Genomic DNA, 20,800 nt, shown 5'->3' on the forward strand with positions numbered 1-20,800 from the left:
ATTTATATTAGATTTGTAAGAATATCGCAGGAGATTTCAATGGCCAGTCGTGGTGTCAATAAGGTAATTTTGGTCGGTAACTTAGGGAAAGACCCTGAAGTACGCTACATGCCAAATGGCAATGCCGTAGCCAACTTTACAGTGGCGACCAGTGAGTCTTGGAAAGACCAGCAAGGTCAAGTGCAAGAGCGTACAGAATGGCACAACATCGTCATGTATCGCCGCTTAGCGGAGATCGCGGGTGAATACCTAAAGAAAGGCTCTAAAGTTTACCTCGAAGGCAAACTGCAAACCAGTAAGTGGCAAGACCAGCAAACTGGCCAAGACCGTTACAAAACTGAAATCAATGCCAGTGAAATGCAGATGCTAGACAGCCGTGGTCAAGGTGGTCAGCAAGGCGGTATGGGACAAAGTGCAGGTGGTTACGCGCCACAGCAAAACCAATACGCACAGCAGCCAGCCGCTCCCGCTTCACGCCCAGCACCACAACAAGCAGCGCCGCAGCAGCAGGGTTATGGAGCGCCGCAACAAGCCGCTCCTCAGCAAGGCTATGGCGCGCCACAGCAGCAAACGGCTCCTGCAGCGCCGGCTTATGCACCTAAGCCTCAAGCGGCTCCGCAGCAACAAGCGGCACCACAGCAGCGTCCAGCGCCGCAACAGCCACAGCAAAACTTTACTCCAGATTTGGATGATGGTTGGGATGACGATATCCCATTTTAGCAGACGGTTTATTTAAAACTGTAAAGTTAAAGTTAAAGTTAAAACCATATATGAACCCAGCATAAAAGCTGGGTTTTTTATTGCCTAAATTTCACCGCAGTAAACCACAACCCTAGTCGTTATCAGTTTCCCTGCATTACCCGAAAGTATTACTCCTTTATGCTAGATTTTTATCAGGTAGCCCATTGGTAAGGTTTTGGGCTGCCAAAAAAAGATAATTGCTGCTAGCGTAAGCTCCTTATAACGTATTTGGCGTAGGTGTTGGGCATGTGCGCTGTAGCCCTTAGCCGATGTTAAGTTGCGATGTTACAGGGACAGTATGATGATGCGAACCAAGTTTTCGGCACTACTACTATTAATATTGTGCTGCGTTACGCCTATTCAGGCACAAGACAATGATATCGAGATTAGTGGTTTAGTGATTGACCGTACGGTAACTCGTTTCGGTAAGGACTTTGTATTTTACTACGCCAGTTATTGGCGTGATCTGCCTTTCACTCAAGGGTTCAATGTCACCTTGTATGAAACGGTATTCCCTCAGGCTGGGACCTTACTTACGCTAGAAGTTAATGGCGTCACCATCTACAAAACCCATTTTGGTCGAAGAGCTAGCCCAATTAAAGAGCGGGCTGAGCAGGCCATTTTGTTGACAATCGATTACCTTGCCCAGGCGAGAGCAAATGCTATCACCGGTGAACTGGCTGATAAAAATCAAGGATACTAGGAATAATCATAATGAATAACAGGATGTTAATAGCTTCTATATTACTTTTATCTAGTTCGGTTTCGGCGACCGAACTGGTCTATACCCCGATTAATCCGAGTTTTGGTGGCTCGGCATTGAATGGTTCTTACTTGCTTAATAAAGCCAATGCACAAAATGATAATACGGCTGGCAGCAACGAAAAGGACTTTATCACCCGTTTTAAAGAATCATTAGAGCGTAATATTCTCAATACCATTACCCGTGGGGTTGCCAATGGTGAGATCACCGATGGTACATACGATACTGGTGATTTTAGGATTGAGGTGGCTTCAATCGGTGGTGGTGTGATGTTGACCATCACCAACTTAGTGACAGGTGAAGTCACCGTGATTGAAATGCCAGTTTACGGGGGATAGATGATGAGACAAGTTAGTATCTTACTCTTGAGTTTAAGTCTATCGGCATGCAGCTTACTGCCTAAACCTGAGCTGAATATTACTGAAGCTGAAATTAATCCCATTAGTAGCACGATGCAGGATTTAATCGCCAAACCAGGCCCTAAATACACCATTCCAGTAGCAGTTTACTCGTTTCGAGATCAGACGGGACAATATAAGCCACAGCAAAATGTCAGCTCATTTTCTACGGCGGTGACTCAGGGGGCCACCTCTATGTTGGTGCAGACCTTGTTAGACTCTAAGTGGTTTATGCCAGTCGAACGTGAGGGGTTACAGAACCTGTTAACCGAACGCAAAATCACTAAGAATCAAGCGCCCAAAGTGAGTAATGATGATGTGCCGCAATTGACCAATGCTCGGTTACTGTTAGAGGGGGGGATCATCAGTTACGAGACTAACATTAGTACCGGTGGCGCAGGGGTCGAATATTACGGTATTGGTGCCTCTGAAATGTATCGCGAAGATCAAGTGACGATTTATCTTCGCGCCGTCGATGTGCATACAGGAAAAGTGATGATGTCGGTGTCGACCACTAAGCGAGTGTTCTCCCAAGAGATGCGTGCAGGCTTAATGCGTTTTACCAGTTTAAATCGTTTGGCAGAGGCAGAGGTGGGTTTTACGACTAATGAACCCGTGCAGTTTTGTGTCTTGCAAGCCATTGAGCTGGCAGTGTCAGAGTTAGTCGATAAAGGGATTAAAATGGGCTACTGGAGTCCGTCTGAAGCATCAATAGCGGATGCTAATCCACTATCCTCTTAATTTTTTATTCCAATGATGCGGCAAATACATATTGTTTGCCGCATCATTGTTTATCGTTTCACTTCTACTTAACTTCTTCTTTTATCTCTTATCTTATCTATTTTGGGCTTAGCTAAGTATCGCTATATCGCGTCAGACAAGGTCCGATGTATTGCTGTTGCATTATTGTTAAGCGTTGGTGTTTTTTGTATCGTTATGTATCATCTTTGGCGGTAGCCAATGTTAACTTGGGCATCAGCGAGCCGATAAGCCTTGTTAGGCTATGTTAATTCAGGGAGAGAATTTAATGAGCAATATCGATGAACTTGTTTTTATTCATCAAGTAGCTGCACCGTGTCATTTAGCCGTTTTAGCCGAGTCTATCGGCATCAATACCCAAGTGATCAAAAAGCCTGCCGAATTGGTTGTGGCTCAAGATCGTCGTCGCTTGTTTCTGGTGTCACAAAAAGGGGCTGCACTTGACAGTAAAGGTATCCCCTTAATGGCTGCTCGGTTAATTTCTCAAGGCCCTGTGGCGTTATATCAAGTTGAGCGGCAAACCTTAGATGCAAGAGCGGCGCTGTTATTAGGCATTAAAGGCTTGCTGTATGATGATCAAGGAATGGATCTATTATTAACGGGTTTAAACAAGATGATCGCCAATGAGCTCTGGTATGACAGGGTGTTAATTAGTGAGGCGTTTAATCACCTAGTTAAGAAGCTAGATACTCGTGATGAAATGTCTTCCGATACGCTATCCATGTTGCAAATGCTAACGGGGCGCGAGCGGATGATCATTCAATTGGTGGCCAGTGGAGCACGGAATAAAGAGATTGCTCATCAACTTTGCATTAGCGAACATACCGTTAAGGCTCATATCTCTTCTATTTTTAGAAAAACCCAGTCGCGCAATCGCGTAGAACTCTTGCGTTGGGCACAGAGTCATCAAGCACATTTTGAGTTTAGAACTTAGTTATTTTAACCCACAATAAATAACCCATTTTGGTTGCTAGGTATCTCTATTCATTGAGGTATAAATAAGTATTAAGCGATAATAAAAAAGGAGCCCAAAGGCTCCTTTTTAGGTTAGCTGATATAACTACCTTAGTTTTGTACGATAGTGGCTACGTTAAAGTCACCAATTTGGGTTGCGTTGATCACGTTATTCATACCCGTTTGTGAGCCTTCTACTAAGTTGTCATTGCCGGTTTGCGCAATGGTGAGACTGTTTGCATCACCCGATACGTTGAAAGAACTCACGCCGTCGTTACCCCCAACCCAGTTACCGCTACCGTTTTGAGTGATTGAGGTAAAGTTTTCGTCACCAGTGATGATCAAATCAACTAAGTTAAGCTCACCATCTTGCGACACAGTGACATCGGTGTTTTCAAAACCCACTACTGAAACAATAGCTTCATTAAACCCAATACCATCTTGAGTCACATCGACTTCGTTATCATCACCAATGGTTTCTACGTAGGCGTAGTTGTCGTCACCTTCTTGAGACACTTCAATGTCGTTATCTTCACCAACAGCAAACGCATAAATTTGGTTGTTATTGCCAGTAGAAGAGAGATCAAAGTCGTTATCATCGCCAGCGTAAGCACCAAAAGCGGCATAGTTGTTATCCCCTTTTTGGTCTAAATCAACGTCGTTGCTGTCTGTCGTGATTTCAAATTCAGCTAAATTGTTATCACCTTCTTGAATGATATCAATGCGGTTGTCACTGCCATCGATAACCGCGACGTAGGAATCACCTACTGAGTTACCAAAGCCTTCTTGGCGGACAGATACATTATTATCATCACCCGTGCTGAACTGCAGTACCACGTTGTTGAAAGCCCCGTTTTGGTCAAACTCGATGTCGTTGTCTGACCCTTCTAAGGCATAGATAAAGCCAGTGTTGAAGACACCTTCTTGAGTCATTTCAATGGTGTTATCATCGCCGTTGATACCACGAACACCGGCTAGGTTTAAATCACCATTTTGGGTCAGGCTTACATCATTGTTATTGCCAATATTAGGGCTTAAGTCGAGTGCGATCATCCCTGCTTGGTTTGAGTCACCATTTTGAATGATGGTGCCATCGTTATCGTTACCTTGAACGCGAAATACGCTGAAGTTTTCGTCACCGTCTTGGCTCACGTCAGTGCTGTTATTATCACCAATGAGCTCAATGTTCGATTCGTTTAATGAGCCAATTTGAGAGACTGTGGTCTGGTTATCATTTCCGGTGATTTCAATGGTACTTTTGTTCCAAAAAACCGACTGAGTCACACTGGCGTCGTTGCCGTCGCCCTCTATAGCGATATCCGATACATGCCATTCATCGGTTTGTTCTGTAGTGACAGTGTTACCCACTCCATTACTCTCAACATAGGATTCGTTCCAAACACCATTTTGAGTTACTTTAGCCGTTTGCTCGGCCCCTTCTTGATTGACATCGGCGATATTAAGATCACCCGTTTGCAGTACAATTGCTTCTTGTTCTACACCGTTTTGCTCAACGGTAGCTTCATTGCTAATGTTTGCAAAAGCCTGAGTACTTAAGCTTGCGGTGATAGCTAATGCGATTAACGATTTTTTGATTTGCGGTGTCATGATTTGACGCTCCCTGTATTTAATATTGCGTTATTGTGATTGCTGCACCATCGGCAATCTGTTCAATTGAAAAATTAGCGCTTCCTAGCTGGTTGAGCTGTACTACATTCTCGTTACCAATTTGGGTTATATTGGCTTGGTTATCGAATCCGGCCTGCATAAGCTCTACCTCATTATCTTGACCGTATTGCATCACCTGAGCCTTATTACCGCTACCCATCTGGAGTAGGTTGGTGATATTGCCTTCACCCGACTGACTTAGGTATGCATGGTTTAATACACCTAATTGAGTTAGGTTGATGGCATTTTCTCGCCCAGAGCTTTCAAGTAGAGTTTGCAGTGTTACTGGAAGGGCGTTTAGCCCACTATCAAGCTCAGTTGCTTGGCTAGCGACTGAGATCAATACGAGTGCAATCGCGGCTCCCATTCGGTTAACTACTGACACGTAACGCTCCTTAAACTTGCGATATAAATAAAGAAAAACAGCTTCTTTATTTACGTTCACTGATGGAATACCTAGCTAGCTAGGCATCCTATTCAGCGTTAGATAGTCAAGGTACAGGGCTGCCAGAGCGCTGCAATCAGAAAAAGGTCTACTTATTTTGGCATGCTATAACGTCGACGCTTTACCATTTAATAGCTTTTAATCATTGATATTTAAGAGTTAAAAGCTTTAAGGCTGTTGGGCTTGCTTGGTAAGGCCTAGCCCATGTTACTAGTACTTAAGGATTAAAGCGTCGCAAGCCTCTTTTCTAATCTTGGCTTATGTGGCAACAATCTTCGCGTTAACTCTCGCCGGCGATTCACTGAGGATTAGGTTGTCAATTGACGATAGCCTAACGGCTTGGTCGATGTATGGAGTACCGGTTCGTAAAATATAAAGGACTAATAGGAAACGTGTTTATGATAAACAAACTGACACCTTTAACAGCGGCGATTGCCGGTATTATCGCTGTTTCTGCCGCCCCAGCGCTCGCCAAGACGCCCATTCAGCATGAGTATGTAAAAGACTCGCTGTTAGTGGTTTATAAAGACAATGCCACGCTAAGTGAGCGTGCCTCGGCGCAGCGTCTCGTTAGCGCGACGATTCGTGATGCGAATGCTGACGGAGTGGATGACCGCTTTGCTAAATTACTCAATGGTAAGCTGGCTCGATTGTCATTACGAAAAGGTACTGATATCGATCAAGCGATTAAGCTTATTAGTCGCCATCCTGCGGTAAAGTACGCTGAGCCAAACTATGTTATTAAGGTGAGCGGTACGCCTGATGATCCTAATTTTTCATCGTTATGGGGGTTAAATAATACTGGGCAAGATGGCGGTACAGCCGATGCCGATATTGACGCTCCTGAGGCGTGGGATATCACCACAGGCGATAGTAATATCGTCATCGGCGTGATTGATAGTGGCGTAGATTATAACCACCCGGATCTGCAAGCGAATATGTGGGTTAACCCAGGGGAGATCGCCGGCAATGGTATCGATGATGATGGCAATGGCGTGATCGATGATATTTATGGTTATAGCGCTATCAATGACAATGGCGACCCTATGGACGGCAATGGTCACGGTACTCACGTTTCTGGCACTATTGGTGCCACAGGTAATAATGGGGTCGGTGTGGTCGGAGTTAACTGGGATGTCAGTATTATCGGTTGTCAGTTTCTCGATGCCGACGGCTATGGCTCTACCGCAGGCGCAATTGCTTGTATCGATTACATGACTGATTTAAAAGTGAACCATGGGGTGAACATCAAAGCCACCAACAATTCATGGGGCGGTGGTGCATTTAGTCAGGCATTGAAAGATGCGATTGATGCGGGTGGTGAAGCCGGTATCTTGTTTGTTGCCGCATCGGGTAATTCGGGGTCAGATAATGACGTCTCGCCTAGTTATCCTGCAAGTTACGAGTCAGATGTAGTCTTTGCCGTTGCCAATACTAACCGTAATGACAATATGTCGGGTACTTCGCAGTATGGGTTAACCAGTGTTGATATGGGCGCACCCGGCAGCTCAATCTTATCGACGGTTCCAGGCGGTGGCTATGCCACTTATTCTGGTACTTCGATGGCATCTCCTCATGTTGCGGGGGCCGCGGCTCTTGTTTGGTCAATTAACCCAGATCTAAGCCCGGTCGAGATGAAAGAGTTACTGATGATCTCTGGCGACGCTAATGCGGCGCTTACTGGTAAAACGGTGGCTGGTACTCGTCTAAATGTGGCTAATGCACTCGATCAAGCTAACCCTGAGCCGGGTTATCGTTTTACGGTAACCCCAATGACACAAAGGGTTGAGGCTGGCAGCGCGGTCAGTTATGACTTTAGTGTGGGTAGCGTAGCAGGCTGGGATGGTGAGGTCGCGCTGACCGTTGAAACGACACCAGCACTCAATGGCGTGTCACTTTCATCATCGACAGTAGGCGCTGGTGATGACTTTACCCTAAATGTCGCCACTGAAGCTGAAGCGGCGTGGGGAGATTATCAGATCACAGTGACCGGTGATGATGGGGCAACGGTGAAGTCAAAAGTGGTTTCATTGTCTGTCTATCCACAAGGATTGAATGATATTCCGTATGACAATGATGAGGTCATTGCGATTCCTGATAGTAATTCTGAGGGGATCACCAGCATTATTAATGTTGCCGATCCTGTTTTTGTATTTGGTTTAACAGCCGATGTGAATATTACTCATACTTGGATTGGCGATCTTGTGGTTAAGCTAACGTCTCCTGCTGGCACCGAAGTGGTGTTACATAATCGAGATGGCGGCAGTGCTGATGATATTGTTAAGTCATGGGTGCTAAGTGACTTCGATGGCGAAATGGCGACAGGCGACTGGACCTTATCGATTACCGATAATGCTGGCGGAGACACGGGAACCCTTAATAATTGGGGATTAGTGATCACTGCATTAGGTGACGCTGCACCAGCTGCTCCTGTAGCAAGCTTTGAGTATGCTATTGAAGGGCTCGATGTTAACTTTAGCAACACCAGTACCGACATTAATGATGATATTGTGAGCTATCAATGGGACTTTGGTGACGGTGCTGGCTTGTCTAGTGAAATGAATCCAATGTACAGCTATGCGGGTGCTGGTGTGTATACCGTTACACTGATGGTCACTGATAGCGAAGGCAGAACCGACACTTATTCAAACGACATCGAGTTATTTGAGCGTGTTGTTAGCGCAAGTGTGGTGCGTACTAATCTTTCGCGTCGAGGCAGTGCCATGGTTGATCTCAACTGGGACGGTGCAATAGGCGAGTCTGTTGTTATCTACCGCAATGGCGAAGCGATCGCCACAACGGCTAACGATGGTAATTACCGTGACCGTTTTAGCACTGTGGAAGGCGCGGCATTTGACTATGTTATCTGTGAAACCGATAGCAACTTGTGTTCTGACATTATTACGGCGCAGTTCTAGTTTATTGATAACGCTAGTTCATTGACGATTGCCACTTGAGCGTTTTAACACTGAGTGTTAAAACGCTCCTTAAAGCAATAATGCTTATGATCTAAAATGAGCTTAATTTAAAGCGGCCCACGGGCCGCTTTTTTATTAGTTCAGTGATGAGTGTTAAATAAGATTAATCAGGTAAGCTATTAAAATGTATTGAAAATGAGACTGTATAAAATTATTTCTCCCTCAGAACAGGCTAAATAAAGCTTGATGGTATCAATAGTGTTATGTTTATTTGAATGTGAGGGTTGAATTATCCTTTGCTGAGACGCACTTTATTATCGCGCAGGTGTGAACGGACTCAATCTTAGGTTAAGGCGAGCACATTTGCCTTATCGTTATGCACCTATCTCTATGCTGACGCTGAGCGATAAACAGCATTAAGTGGCAACCTATGGCGGCCATTAATGACTTGGTGCTTGCCACCCACATTAATCGAAGAGAGTCACCTATGAATAAAAGTAAGCAACCTTGCCTGCAGGCGCATGTTAGTCACCCTGGCGAGGCAGAGGTGATCTCTTTGACCCAGGGGGAGGTGGCGTTACCTGCACCTGATCAGGTATTGATTAAGGTGCACTACGCCGGGGTTAATGGCCCCGATATCGCCCAGCGTAAAGGGCTTTATCCTGCGCCAGAGGGGGCTAGCCCAGTGTTAGGCCTTGAAGTGTCGGGTACCATTGTCGCCATTGGGGAGTCGGTAACGCAGTGGCGTATTGGCGATAAAGTTTGTGCCTTGGTGCCAGGTGGTGGTTATGGCGAGCTGGTGGTGACTTGGGCTGCTCACTGCTTACCTATCCCAAATGGGCTTAATTTGGCGCAAGCGGCGGCGTTGCCCGAGACATTTTTTACCGTGTGGGGGCACCTATTTATGCGCGGTGGTTTGCAAGCTGGAGAGACGGTGCTAATTCACGGTGGCTCGGGCGGTATAGGTTCGGCAGCGATAGCCCTAGCTAAGCAATTTGGTGCTAAGGTTATCACCACCTCTTCAAGCCAGCAAAAGTGTCAGTATTGCCTCGATTTAGGCGCCGATCACGCGCTTAATTACCGAGATGACACATTACTCGAGCAGATTTTAGCTATTGCCCCTGATGGCGTCGATGTTGTGCTCGACATGGCCTCGGGCGATATGATTAATCTTAATTTGAAAGCGCTAAGGCTCGAGGGGCGTTTAGTCACCATAGCACTGTTACGCGGCGTGACGGCGAATGTAGATGTGTTTCGTATAATGGCCAAGCGCATTACTTGGACAGGTGCCACACTTAGACCGCAATCGGTAGCGGCGAAGGCGAAAATAGCTGATGCATTACGTGAGCAAGTGTGGCCCTTATTTGCTAGTTCCTCAGCCCAGCCTCTGGTGCCTCAGCTGTTTGCTGAGTTTGCTTTTAGTGATGTAGTCGCGGCGCACCGCTTGATGGAGTCCGGTCAGCATACCGGGAAAATTGTGCTTAATATGGCAGCTGAACAAGGATAGTGCTAGCAGCGAACAGGCCACATCGATGAGGAGGTTGATGGTGCTTGTGTTTAGAAAAAACTTGAATAACTGATTTGATCGGCTAAATTCGATATGAGTATCTGCAGAATGCACAATTTGATAGCAATTAGATGAAATAGATCGATTTGGCTATTGATTTCTGCCGATTTTTATTAAGAATGTGCGCAAGCATCGCTGCAGGTTATTTCTGAGTGATGACAATGACTAAGCTAACGAAATTGTCAGCTTAATAATTTTATATTGGTATGTGTTGATTTAAGGGTATTAGCATATATGTATGACACTTCTAAAGAATCTGTCTGGTATGGTGAGCTGCGTACTGCTCGAGGTAACACCATTCTCATTCATGATAAAGAGTTCCCTGAAGCCTCTGCGGGACGCGTTTATCTTTATAACACGGCAAGAGATGCCGTGATTGAATATGCAGTTGATATTGTTAAGGTAAACCTGCATGACCTTACGGATGAGGAGATCAAAGCCGCTAAAGCAGAATATGATGCTAAATGGCAGGTTACCCGAGAACAGTTTATGCGTCAGCATTCTGCTTGGGTTGAAGCGATACATGCTAAGCCTGCACCGGCGCCAAAGAAAGTGAAAATTGATGTCGATTTAGATTCAGATGATGACGATGATGACGTTGAATTGGAAGTCGACAGCATAGATGATGGTTTCGATGATTGGTCGGATGACGATGAAAGTTAAGTGTCAGCTTGTATCAACCCGCTTGTCAGTTAGGTATGAGGTTTGATGTTAGTGTTTGTCATTTGGGTATGAGGTTCTAGTGTAAACTAGGGCCTCTATCTAACAATATCGATTAACCCCCCGATTAACCCCTTAGATGTGCCTATTGTTGAGTAATTTCTACCTTCACCTTAAACGACGCTTTATCCTCTGTTTCCCCACACATTTTGGCTTTGCTGTAGTCTCTAAAATCTGTTGTGGCACAGACTTGCGACTAACGGTCCTCGAGCATTACCTTGGCGGTTGTCGTTAAGGAGCTAAAAGGCCGAATGCAAAAACAATATTTCAGCGACAGGATTTACGCTTAATAAAGCTCACCCTCAAGCCAGCTTTCGTCAATGCGGCTAGCGCCACCACTGGCCGAACATAGATAAACGGTCGGTTCAATCCCAGTTCTCACTTGATATTGGGCTTCAATCGCCGCCACCACAGTATCGCTCAGTTCATGGTCAACTAGCGCGACGACGCAGCCACCAAATCCTTTGCCTGTCATACGCACTCCACCTTGTTGGCCGACAACCTGAGCGATGATTTCAACTAAGGTGTCGATTTCCGGCAAGCTTATTTCAAAATCATCACGCATCGAGGCATGAGATTGCGCCATCAACTCACTTAAGCGGGCAATGTTACCGGCCTGCAGAGCATGGGCGGCGTTTTGAGTGCGACGATTTTCGCTGAGCACATGGCGTGCGCGGCGATAAATAAGCTCCGGCAGCTCGCTGCGAGCGGCCTCTAAGGTCGGTAAGTCCAAGTGACGTAGGCTGTCGATCGCAAAGTGATCCGCCACCTGTTGGCACTGCTGACGACGTATCGCTTCTTGTGCCTCGACTTCACCGCGCGGGAGATTGGAGTTAACGATGATCAGGCTTAGGCTTTCGGGGATTGGCACAGGTTCACTGTCGAGATCTTCGCAATCAATTAGTAATGCATGATCTTGTTGACCCATCGCGCTGATGATTTGATCCATAATGCCACAGGCATAACCCACATATTGGTTTTCACCACGCTGTGCCATTTGGGCCACGGCTAATGGAGATAGGCGTAGCTGGCTGCAATCGTTGACGGCTGTTCCGAAAGCGATTTCTAATGCGGCTGAAGATGATAGCCCGGCGCCTAGTGGCACGTTACCTACTACAGCTATGTCCATCCCCTTTGCTGGCAGACCAGAGGCGGCCATAGCGGCGGTAAAGCCTTTGAGGTAGTTTATCCACCCATCCTCAGGATCCATCTTGCCTTCTTGGCCAAAGTGCCAGCTGTTAATTTTGCCTGGATAGGCATCCGACACAGCTCTAAAACGATCGTCTTCGCGCTTTTTTACTGCGATGATGGTGTGAAAATTTATGGCAGCAGGCAATACAAAACCGTCGTTGTAATCGGTATGTTCACCGATCAAATTGACACGCCCAGGTGCACGATACAGATCGTCAGCATTGGTGCCAAAGGTTTGCACAAATAATTTATTGGCGCGTTGCGCGGGATTTGCCATGCTATCAAGCTTCTCAGAAAAGGGTGATCACTCTCTGCACCGAGTATCGGTGACAGTATTTTCACGCCATTGTTGGGTCGTGATTCGTTCCTTGTCATTTTTATATCATGAGTTTACCGATTGTGTAACGCAGTTTTTGCTTATCGGCGAATATGATATCAATCTTAGGGTCTATGCGGGCGCCGCTGACAGCAATACGAGGGGGAAAGGCGTTGGGAGCGATGTCACCAAGCCGAGATTCAGCAGGTGAGATGAGTTTGTCCGCTTGGCTACTTAGTCATAAGCGGCGCGAGCAAGGGGGCATAAACGGCGCGAGCAAAGGGTAAGCCGCTACCTGCTATCAAGGACATAGCAGGTAGCCAATATCAATAGATGCTCAGATGATTAGCTGGCGTTCGCTTGGGGCTCGATAACAATATCGGCTTCGTGTTGTTGACCGGACTTAAGTTCATGCACCACATGCTCAACAAAACCCGCACCAGCAGCTTCGTAGAGGTTAAATACGCTGTGAACGCCCGCTTCTTTGAGGGATATTGCATCTTCACTGTATTGCACAATAGCACTTAGCTTGCCTTGATAATCGAGACGTTTAAGTTGCTCTACGGCAAACTCATTACCCGTATGGTGAGGCATCGCCAGCAGCACTAATTCTAGATTTGGCGCGCGGTCGAGCTTTTCCCAAAAATCGGTATCAGATGCATCCCCCTGCACCACATTTCGACCTTCTGCTCGATGAAAATCGACTAATTCCTGTTTATGTTCAATCCCTAATATTTCGCCTTCAAACTTATTGGCCAGCTCATCGTAGGCTCCAGAACCAATTCGGCCCATACCTAAGATTAGAAAGCGCGGATTACCAACTCTAATGGGCCTGTCTTCAGGGTGCAGTGGATGGCGTTCTAGCTTCTGTAGCCGACTTTGGTACTTTTGGTATAAACGGCTGGAAGCTGCATTTAATGGGGCGGCAAAGAGAAAACTAAGACTTAACGCCACCGCTAAAATGACCATCCAATGGGCTGGTAACCAGCCTTTGCTGGTGGCCACCGCTGCTACAATGAGGCCAAATTCGCTGTAGTTACCTAGGTTAAATGAGGTCATCAATGAGGTGCGCGAGCGCAGCTTAAAGTAGGTCAATAGATAGAGGAAGAGCACTATCTTAATCGGTACCACCAAGACCAGCAGCGCGGCAACGCCAATATCACTAAAGCTAGGTAATCCATTTAGACCGACAGTTAAGAAGAAGGCAACCAGAAATAGTTCTTTAAAATAAAATAGTGATTTAGCCAGTTCCGATGATTTAGCGTGTCCCGCCAATAATATACCAATGACCAAGGCGCCTAAATCCGGTTTTAAGCCGACTAACTCAAATAGGCCTGCGCCGACAACTAACGCCATAACTAAGCCGAACAGGACCAGTAACTCACCGTGGCCAACACGGTCGAATGCCTTATAAATAAGTGGTCTAGCAAAGGGTAATAACAGCAAACCCAGCGCCCAGATAGAGGGGATATCACCTTTGGATATGGTTAAAAATGCGACCGCAAAGATATCTTGCATGATCAAAATACCAATGGCGACTCGGCCATAAAGGGATTGCATGTCACCTTTATCTTCGAGTACTTTGACGGCAAAAATGGTACTTGAAAAGCTCAAGGCAAAGGCGAGTAGGGCCAATTGCTCTAGATCTAAGCCACTCAGTTGTTCTAGTCCTATCAAGCCTAGTAGTTTGAGTAGCGGCACCAAAAACAGCATAGAGCCAATTAAATGCAGGCTGGAGCCTGCCCACACTTCCACTTTAAATAAGCTGCGAAGATCCAGCTTTAACCCGATAGCAAACAGCAGTAGCGTGACCCCTAAATTGGCGAGCTGCTCCAACAGGGGCAAGCTGGTTTCATCTAGGCCAAACAAAAACAACATAAAGCCTGCCACTAAATAGCCTATTAAGGGGGGTAATCCGATACGACTAACTAAGATGCCACAGGCTAAGGTAATGATGAGTATGGCTGGTTCCATGTTGCTCCTTGGGGGATGAGGTGTGTTCCATGACACTAAACAGCGCTTATAATATAAGATTTAGATTAACAATAAATAAAAAATCACCGTACAGAACCATTTTTTATCTGCGGCAGTATCCTATTGATTGCGGTGTTAATAACAAACAAGCCTCCCGAGGGAGGCTTGTTAAAGCTAAATTAAATGAGCGGGTTATTGCTATTTTTTCTCTATGACGAGATCGAGGTGGCTGGCAAATGCCGCTGGCTTCATAAAGCCAGTGACACGCAGTTCATCACGTAACTGCCCTTGAGCGTCAAACATCAATAGGCTAGGAAGCCCCAATACGTCGTAATGCTCTAACAGCTCTACATCGAGTTGATCCATTTTGGTCACATCGGCTTGCAAAAATACCATCTGGGCTAAACGTTGTTGCACTGCCGAGTCTTTAAAGGTGATATTTTCAAACTCTTTACAAGCCACGCACCAGTCGGCGTAGAGATCTAGCATTACAGGTTGACCTTGTGCACTGGCGGCCTCAATTTCAATTTGCAGGTCAGCCAGTGACTTAATGGTTTTGTGGGTCACCATGTGATCACTCGTTTGATTGCCGTTATGGGCTTGGAAACCCAGCCTGCTCATAACAGCTTGGAAGCCGTAAGAGAAGCTAGCTAACAGCATCAATAATAGTAAAACTGAACGTACGGTTTGTTTCCAGGTAAATTCAGTCTGTTTATTTTGGTGCATCAGGTAACCGACTAAACTCACGCCCCACAGTGCCCATAACAGGTCTGAGGTGAGTCCGGTCCAGATACGGCCTAGCATCACGATGGATACGGCAATCAGCAGGAAGCCAAAGATGGTTTTTATCACATCCATCCATGCGCCGGCTCTTGGCAGGAGTTTGCCACCTGAGGAGCCAATGATAAGTAGTGGTAAGCCCATGCCCATGCTCAACACATATAGTGCCAAAAAGCCTTGCAGTAGATCGCCAGTCTGCGCCACATAAACCAAGGCACCAGAGAGTGGCGCAGTGGTACAAGGTGAGGCGACTAAACCAGAAATCACGCCCATCAAGAACACGCCAGCAACATTGCCGCCTTTTTGGTTATTGGAGAAGCGGTTCATTTTTTCTTGCCAGCTTGAGGGCAGTTTTAAGTCGTATAGACCAAACATGGATAAGCTGAGCACGAAAAACAAAATAGCCAATACAATCAATACCGCAGGGTGTTGCAGGGCCGCTTGATATTTCATCCCCGCCGAGGCGACCACGAGCCCAAGTAAGGAATAGGTGATTGCCATACCTTGTACGTAAACCATCGACAAGCTAAACGCCTTAGCGGTAGACAGTTTTTCACCTTGACCGACAATAATGCCCGACAAAATGGGGTACATGGGGAATACGCAAGGAGTTAATGCTAGACCTATGCCTAAGCCAAAAAAGATCACTAAGGTTCACAGTAAATTATCGCCTGATAACATCTGGCTTAGTGAATCTTGCTCGGTAATCGGGGCTCTAGATTCTGGCGGGTTATTGGCCGCTGCGTCTTCAATCGCGGTGTTATCACTTACTGGTAGCACGCCGTCGTTAGCGGTAACTTCTTTGAGCTGTACGCTGCGTTTGGTTGGCGGATAACAGAGTTTGCCTTCGGCGCAGCCCATAAAGGTCACGCTGAGCGTGCTATTGTTAGCGGCCTGTTTGATTGCTAGCGGAATTTCAACGTAAGAGTAATATACTTGTTGCTCGCCGAAATACTCATCAGTATGGGTTTTGCCTTGGGGCAGTAGTATTTCGCCGAGCGTGGCGCCGTCCGCTTCAAACTTAAGTTTGTCGCGATACATATAGTAGCCATCGGCTATCACCCAGCTGAGTTCAAGGCGTTGGTCTTGTTGTTTGAAATCAAATACGAATGCCTCATCCACAGGCATTAGTTTGGGTTCATCCTTTAGGAAATCGAATTTGTTGGCGCCGAAAATGCCTTCGCTATATGCGCTGGGGGCAAGCAGCAGAAATGACGCAAGAACAATAAACAGTATTTTCTTCATATTTGTGTAGTTTCTTTTATCCAATCTAAGTAAGCAGCAGAGCCATAAGCTATCTCGGTAGCGATAAGTTCTGGCACATCATAGGGATGTAAAGTTAATATCAGCTCAGCAACCTCATCATAGGCTTGACTGAGGCATTTTATTTGTAATGAGATCTCTTGCTCCTCGTACAGATTGCCTTGCCATAGGTAAACCGAGGTCACCGGCGCTGACAATTGCACACAAGCCGCGAGCCTCGCATCGACTAAGGCTCGAGCGATGGCGATAGCACTGTCTTGGTTTGGGCAAGTCGTCATGACTAATAAACAGGTATCATGCATGTTAGTATCGTCTTCTTAGGTTGTGATTTTGCGCTGTAGCCAGTGGATGCTTGGTGTTATACCTAAATAGCGACACATAACAGCGAGCATGGCGTCACTCTCAATGGCGGATACTTTACGACTTTTACCGTCTAGTTGCATTAAACGACGGTTAAAATAGTGAGATTATCCAAGGTAATTTGCTTAGGCCTAATGGCTAGGTTTTATTGCCCAGCTTGAAAGTAGACCCCTTCAGCCCCATTTAGTTTTCAATGAATTAAAAATTATTTAGTGAGGTCAGTGTGTTTTTTATTCTATTAGTGATCTTTGTACTGGTGCCAGTCATTGAGTTAAACGTACTGATCCGTGTCGGTGAAGCCTTAGGCAGTTGGACTACGGTGGGATTAGTCTTACTGACTGCCGTAGTTGGGGTGTCTTTGGTGCGTAGTCAGGGGATCCATACCCTAATGCAGGTACAGCAAAAGCTGGCAAGAGGTGAGGCGCCAGGGCAAGAAATCGTCGAGGGCATGATGTTGGCTATTGCCGGGTTGCTGTTGCTGATCCCTGGGTTTGTGACTGACTTTATCGGCTTATTATTACTGACCCCAATAACCCGTATTCCACTGGCGGCGTTATTGTATAAACGTATGCAATTGAAAGTGCTGCGCCAAGGCGATTTTCACGCCAATTTTGGTCAAGGGCCTTTTAATCCTCATGACTCAGCAAGTGGGCGTTCGCCCTTTGGTGAGGATCCGTTTAAAGGCGATCAAGGCAATACCTTCGATGGCGATTATGAACACAAGCATGATGAGTCTGATACTCAACGTCTGGACGACAAGCAAGATAATGCAAAGAGTGACGATAAACAGCCGCCCAAACACTAATCTTTTGTGGATAGCGCCTTAGGATTTTTAGGGTAAAAGTGCTCGGGTTTGCTGTCGATATGGTTAAAACGGCGAGTATTTTTATAAGGCAGTTTCATAAAACCTGAGACCCCTTTGCCCTGAATTTTATCCACATGGCTTAAGATCCTGTCCAAACTGGCGCGAAATGCTGCTTGTTTCCTTGGGTTCAGCAAGCGTAAGTAGCTGTGAATTTTCATGTGGTGGGGAAGCACCTCAAAAATAATACAGCCAGTATGATGAATCTGATTTATCCAGCCCAGCTCAGTCATAATCGCTTTAGGGAGTTCGAGATTTTCATCGGGATCGCGGCCATCTTCAAAATAAGAGTGTAGCCGCGACTTATCTTCTAATGACGGCACATCGCCCACTTCAAAGGGGAGTTGTTGATCTGGGCAGAGCTTAAAGGGTTGGCTGGTATCGCTGCGTTCAAGATGCAATGTATCTCGAGCATTAAAGAAACAGGCCTTAAACACCCCAATGCGACGTATCCCTCGCGCTAAGGTCACCATATTATTCACGGCTAGTACCAACGCTGCTTTTTCATCGCGGTTATAGGTCGCGAGGTTAGAGTCGATATAAACGCCAGACTCTTGCCAATGAATTGCCAGCCCACCGACAATTGAATATTGCCCGACTCGGCCAACTGCGGCGATAAAGCCTTTCTCGGTATCACCCATACCCGCCATAAAGTTGCGATAATATTTCTCAAGCTGTAGATCGTCCATCTTAGCGATGGGGTCGTCACTATTATGCTCTTTAAGAAACGATTTACGCGAGCTGTAACTGACGGTTTCGACCTCCTTGCTGCGGGGGAGTGACCACACAGGTATGTCAGGTTTAAGAGGGGGACGGGGTAACTCGGGTAGATGCAACCGATGGCTATGAGCCATGCTTTTGAGAAAGTAGTCACCCGCTTGATTGCGGGTTTTTGGGTCGTCACTGAGCATGCCATCTAAAGTGCGGGCGAGTTCAATAGGCAAGCCGATACTGGCGGCGGGGATCACCTTGCTGCCAAAGCGGCTGGCTTGCCCAGAAGCCAAGGCGTATAAGGTTGCCGCAACCCCTTGCTCGTCGAACCTTGGGCTCGACAGTGCGCCATTGAGTTGCTCTTCCCCAATAAAGTAGACATCCCCCATGCGAGCATTGGTATGTTGTTGATCGCTTGAGAGCAGATCCATCACATTGCCATTAACTGGGTTGCCTTGGCCATCACGCTGGGCAAAGACTGCTGAGCCCCAATCAATTAATGACAGTTGCTGGCTGTCAACATCGTAAACTAAGTTAGAGGGTTTAATATCACCATGGACGAGGGGACGGCCGTGGTGCAGATACTGCACAATATTAGCGAGCTGCCGAGCAATGCTCATGATCATTGCTACAGGTAGCGCCCCTTTACGCAGGCAAAGCTTATCGAGATCTTCTCCGGGGGCTCTTGCCATCACCAAAATGCCCTGCTTACCGACACGCTCAAATTTAATCATAGGTGGCACATTTGGGTGGATCACCTGCGACAGCATAAAGGCCTCCTCTTCGAGGCGGTCTTGAATGTGTTGCGGCAGGGTCATACGGGAAAATTTAAATACGTGGGCATGGTGCTGAGCATCGACGCCAGCAAAAACAAAGCCGTAAGCGCCTTTTCCGACCAACTCTATCTTTCGATACCCTAGTTTGAGCAATTGCTGCTTACACAGGCGGATCCAGGCCCTATGTTTGCGCGCATCATCCGCCTTAAGCAGATAGATAGATTGCTCTTCAGAGATATAGAAATGCTGTAACTGCGGCGTTGCTGCGCTGAGGTTGGCCATGGTCGGTATCGTTAATAATGAATATGTTTTTATAACAAGAACAAAGGCAACTGCACAATAGCTAGATTTTTCATACTTGGGACTCCTAACTGATTTTTTCGCTGCTGATGTTGACCTACATCAATTATGATCCACAGCCATAAAGGTAACCTAAAGCTAATATAAATATTAACCGCTTAAGTTAAGAGCAGATATCCGAACAATAGGAGGGTGTGATGTCACAACCCGATAAAGCCCTGTTAATAGAGTTATTGGACTACCCCAGAAAGCGTATTGTGCAGTCGATGGAGTTAAAGTTTTGCCCCCATGCCGGTTTTTTTAACAGCACAGATCTGCAATGTATTCATTGTCATCAGGGGATGGAATGCACTTGGATGAACCATAATGATGAGCTGGTGGCCGTTGAGCAAAAATCGGTGCAAGAGTTAAGGCAACAGTTGTTGATTGCGGTTGATTTTATCGATTCGAGTTTAACGCCGCACCATTTGTCGCGGCGTAACTGTGAGTGTGAAAACTGCGTCTGGCTCAGACGGGTACAAAAGGTATTGAATATTGCTTAACTTTCGTATCTTTAGTTAAGCTTAGTTTTGCACCCGCCCACACTTGGCAGTAAAGTACCCTGCAGATTATTTGTCATGAGTCGCAGCGGAGCTGGATATGCAACCAAGTTTTTGGCACGAAAAGTGGGCATCGAAACAGATAGGCTTTCATCTAGGTGAGGTTAACCCATTATTAATTGAACACTGGCCGCAGTTGAATGTGGCATCGGGGGCAAGTGTATTTGTGCCCATGTGTGGTAAGAGTTTAGATCTGTGTTATTTGGCCGAACAAGGGCTGGAAGTGGTGGCTTGCGAGCTCAATCAAGCTGGCGTAGAACAGTTTTTCACCGACAATGAGTTAAGTGTCGAGGTTCAAACCCTAGGGGAACATACGCGTTATTGCACCGAACAGATTACCCTTTATCAAGGTGACTTATTTACCTTACCGACTCATCTGACAGCCCACTGCAATGCCTTTTATGATAGAGCCGCCCTAATTGCGTGGCCCGAAGCGATGCGCCGACAATATGTTAAGCAGCTAGCCAAGCTTATCGCCCCCCAAAGTATTGGTTTACTCATTACCTTAGATTATCCTCAGGCCGCCCTTAATGGCCCACCGTTTGCGGTGTCTGATGATTGGGTGATGGCTAACATGAGCGAATACTTCGAGATTGAACGCTTGCGCTGTGATGATGTGTTGGCTCAAAACCCACGCTTTGTCAGCAAACAGGTGCCTTGGTTAACTGAATCTGTGTATCGCTTAGTGAGAAAGGGGTAGGTTATTATTTCCAATAACCAATAACCAATAATCAA

General features: G+C 46.3%; 17 protein-coding genes and 1 pseudogene. 11 read left to right on the forward strand and 7 right to left on the reverse strand.

Features of this window, described 5'->3' with window-relative positions; translation table 11 throughout:
* Positions 1–39 precede the first annotated feature (39 nt).
* The 5 genes from AC0VXX_RS02490 to AC0VXX_RS02510 all read left to right on the forward strand — a co-directional run bounded on the left by AC0VXX_RS02490 (position 40) and on the right by AC0VXX_RS02510 (position 3,595).
* Positions 40–720, forward strand: coding sequence for a single-stranded DNA-binding protein (locus AC0VXX_RS02490; RefSeq protein ID WP_475515776.1), 681 nt, complete (start codon positions 40–42; stop codon positions 718–720).
* Between the two features lie 325 nt (positions 721–1,045).
* On the forward strand, positions 1,046–1,444 hold the full coding sequence (locus AC0VXX_RS02495) for a curli production assembly/transport protein CsgE (protein ID WP_162599159.1): 399 nt from the start codon (positions 1,046–1,048) through the stop codon (positions 1,442–1,444).
* Positions 1,445–1,455: 11 nt separating this feature from the next.
* A complete protein-coding gene (locus AC0VXX_RS02500) occupies positions 1,456–1,842 on the forward strand; it encodes a curli assembly protein CsgF (RefSeq protein ID WP_475515777.1) in 387 nt (128 codons plus the stop codon).
* Positions 1,843–2,643, forward strand: a complete 801-nt coding sequence (locus AC0VXX_RS02505) for a CsgG/HfaB family protein (RefSeq protein ID WP_119977244.1) — start codon at positions 1,843–1,845, stop codon at positions 2,641–2,643.
* A gap of 286 nt (positions 2,644–2,929) precedes the next feature.
* Positions 2,930–3,595 carry a response regulator transcription factor gene (locus AC0VXX_RS02510; RefSeq protein WP_475515778.1) on the forward strand — a complete coding sequence of 222 codons (666 nt, stop codon included), beginning with the start codon at positions 2,930–2,932 and terminating at the stop codon, positions 3,593–3,595.
* Between the two features lie 131 nt (positions 3,596–3,726).
* Here AC0VXX_RS02510 and AC0VXX_RS02515 read toward each other — a convergent pair whose 3' ends face one another.
* Positions 3,727–5,223: a curlin gene (locus AC0VXX_RS02515; RefSeq protein ID WP_475515779.1), complete on the reverse strand. Its 1,497-nt coding sequence runs from the start codon at positions 5,221–5,223 to the stop codon at positions 3,727–3,729.
* A gap of 19 nt (positions 5,224–5,242) precedes the next feature.
* Entirely contained in the window at positions 5,243–5,650 is a 408-nt protein-coding gene (locus AC0VXX_RS02520; RefSeq protein WP_475516916.1) for a curlin, read from the reverse strand.
* A gap of 476 nt (positions 5,651–6,126) precedes the next feature.
* On the opposite strand from AC0VXX_RS02520, the gene AC0VXX_RS02525 reads away from it, so the two are divergent.
* The 3 genes from AC0VXX_RS02525 (at position 6,127) to AC0VXX_RS02535 (ending at position 10,876) form a co-directional block, all read left to right on the forward strand.
* Positions 6,127–8,646: a S8 family serine peptidase gene (locus AC0VXX_RS02525; protein ID WP_475515780.1), complete on the forward strand. Its 2,520-nt coding sequence runs from the start codon at positions 6,127–6,129 to the stop codon at positions 8,644–8,646.
* Between the two features lie 487 nt (positions 8,647–9,133).
* On the forward strand, positions 9,134–10,153 hold the full coding sequence (locus tag AC0VXX_RS02530) for an NAD(P)H-quinone oxidoreductase (RefSeq protein ID WP_475515781.1): 1,020 nt from the start codon (positions 9,134–9,136) through the stop codon (positions 10,151–10,153).
* A gap of 294 nt (positions 10,154–10,447) precedes the next feature.
* Positions 10,448–10,876, forward strand: coding sequence for a hypothetical protein (locus tag AC0VXX_RS02535; protein ID WP_475515782.1), 429 nt, complete (start codon positions 10,448–10,450; stop codon positions 10,874–10,876).
* Between the two features lie 343 nt (positions 10,877–11,219).
* Here the strand turns inward: AC0VXX_RS02535 and galK are convergent, their stop codons facing one another.
* The 4 genes and pseudogenes from galK to cutA form a co-directional block, all read right to left on the reverse strand.
* On the reverse strand, positions 11,220–12,401 hold the full coding sequence (galK, locus tag AC0VXX_RS02540; RefSeq protein ID WP_475515783.1) for a galactokinase: 1,182 nt from the start codon (positions 12,399–12,401) through the stop codon (positions 11,220–11,222).
* Between the two features lie 384 nt (positions 12,402–12,785).
* Entirely contained in the window at positions 12,786–14,414 is a 1,629-nt protein-coding gene (locus AC0VXX_RS02545; RefSeq protein WP_475515784.1) for a cation:proton antiporter domain-containing protein, read from the reverse strand.
* Positions 14,415–14,612: 198 nt separating this feature from the next.
* Positions 14,613–16,439: pseudogene (locus tag AC0VXX_RS02550) on the reverse strand (protein-disulfide reductase DsbD).
* Positions 16,436–16,759 carry a divalent-cation tolerance protein CutA gene (gene cutA / locus AC0VXX_RS02555; protein WP_475515785.1) on the reverse strand — a complete coding sequence of 108 codons (324 nt, stop codon included), beginning with the start codon at positions 16,757–16,759 and terminating at the stop codon, positions 16,436–16,438. Before cutA ends, AC0VXX_RS02550 begins: the two are co-directional and overlap by 4 nt.
* A 281-nt stretch (positions 16,760–17,040) precedes the next feature.
* Here cutA and AC0VXX_RS02560 point away from each other — a divergent pair, with 281 nt between their 5' ends.
* Entirely contained in the window at positions 17,041–17,622 is a 582-nt protein-coding gene (locus AC0VXX_RS02560; protein WP_475515786.1) for an FxsA family protein, read from the forward strand.
* Here AC0VXX_RS02560 and AC0VXX_RS02565 read toward each other — a convergent pair.
* Positions 17,619–19,448, reverse strand: coding sequence for a protein kinase domain-containing protein (locus tag AC0VXX_RS02565; protein WP_475515787.1), 1,830 nt, complete (start codon positions 19,446–19,448; stop codon positions 17,619–17,621). The genes AC0VXX_RS02560 and AC0VXX_RS02565 overlap by 4 nt on opposite strands.
* Before the next feature lie 215 nt (positions 19,449–19,663).
* Here AC0VXX_RS02565 and AC0VXX_RS02570 point away from each other — a divergent pair, with 215 nt between their 5' ends.
* Positions 19,664–20,008 carry a hypothetical protein gene (locus AC0VXX_RS02570; RefSeq protein ID WP_119977265.1) on the forward strand — a complete coding sequence of 115 codons (345 nt, stop codon included), beginning with the start codon at positions 19,664–19,666 and terminating at the stop codon, positions 20,006–20,008.
* A gap of 97 nt (positions 20,009–20,105) precedes the next feature.
* Positions 20,106–20,765 (forward strand): thiopurine S-methyltransferase, encoded by a 660-nt coding sequence (locus AC0VXX_RS02575; protein ID WP_475515788.1) that lies wholly within the window; start codon positions 20,106–20,108, stop codon positions 20,763–20,765.
* The last annotated feature ends 35 nt before the right edge of the window (positions 20,766–20,800 follow it).

This window comes from Shewanella sp. QJM3NY_23, assembly GCF_056173105.1.

Excerpts from the sequence above, each read along its gene's own strand:
- AC0VXX_RS02490 (WP_475515776.1), top strand. The coding sequence starts at position 40 with ATGGCCAGTCGTGGTGTCAATAAGGTAATTTTGGTCGGTAACTTAGGG.
- AC0VXX_RS02495 (WP_162599159.1), top strand. The coding sequence starts at position 1,046 with ATGCGAACCAAGTTTTCGGCACTACTACTATTAATATTGTGCTGCGTT.
- AC0VXX_RS02500 (WP_475515777.1), top strand. The coding sequence starts at position 1,456 with ATGAATAACAGGATGTTAATAGCTTCTATATTACTTTTATCTAGTTCG.
- AC0VXX_RS02505 (WP_119977244.1), top strand. The coding sequence starts at position 1,843 with ATGATGAGACAAGTTAGTATCTTACTCTTGAGTTTAAGTCTATCGGCA.
- AC0VXX_RS02510 (WP_475515778.1), top strand. The coding sequence starts at position 2,930 with ATGAGCAATATCGATGAACTTGTTTTTATTCATCAAGTAGCTGCACCG.
- AC0VXX_RS02515 (WP_475515779.1), bottom strand. The coding sequence starts at position 5,223 with ATGACACCGCAAATCAAAAAATCGTTAATCGCATTAGCTATCACCGCA.
- AC0VXX_RS02520 (WP_475516916.1), bottom strand. The coding sequence starts at position 5,650 with ATGGGAGCCGCGATTGCACTCGTATTGATCTCAGTCGCTAGCCAAGCA.
- AC0VXX_RS02525 (WP_475515780.1), top strand. The coding sequence starts at position 6,127 with ATGATAAACAAACTGACACCTTTAACAGCGGCGATTGCCGGTATTATC.
- AC0VXX_RS02530 (WP_475515781.1), top strand. The coding sequence starts at position 9,134 with ATGAATAAAAGTAAGCAACCTTGCCTGCAGGCGCATGTTAGTCACCCT.
- AC0VXX_RS02535 (WP_475515782.1), top strand. The coding sequence starts at position 10,448 with ATGTATGACACTTCTAAAGAATCTGTCTGGTATGGTGAGCTGCGTACT.
- galK (WP_475515783.1), bottom strand. The coding sequence starts at position 12,401 with ATGGCAAATCCCGCGCAACGCGCCAATAAATTATTTGTGCAAACCTTT.
- AC0VXX_RS02545 (WP_475515784.1), bottom strand. The coding sequence starts at position 14,414 with ATGGAACCAGCCATACTCATCATTACCTTAGCCTGTGGCATCTTAGTT.
- cutA (WP_475515785.1), bottom strand. The coding sequence starts at position 16,759 with ATGCATGATACCTGTTTATTAGTCATGACGACTTGCCCAAACCAAGAC.
- AC0VXX_RS02565 (WP_475515787.1), bottom strand. The coding sequence starts at position 19,448 with ATGGCCAACCTCAGCGCAGCAACGCCGCAGTTACAGCATTTCTATATC.
- AC0VXX_RS02570 (WP_119977265.1), top strand. The coding sequence starts at position 19,664 with ATGTCACAACCCGATAAAGCCCTGTTAATAGAGTTATTGGACTACCCC.
- AC0VXX_RS02575 (WP_475515788.1), top strand. The coding sequence starts at position 20,106 with ATGCAACCAAGTTTTTGGCACGAAAAGTGGGCATCGAAACAGATAGGC.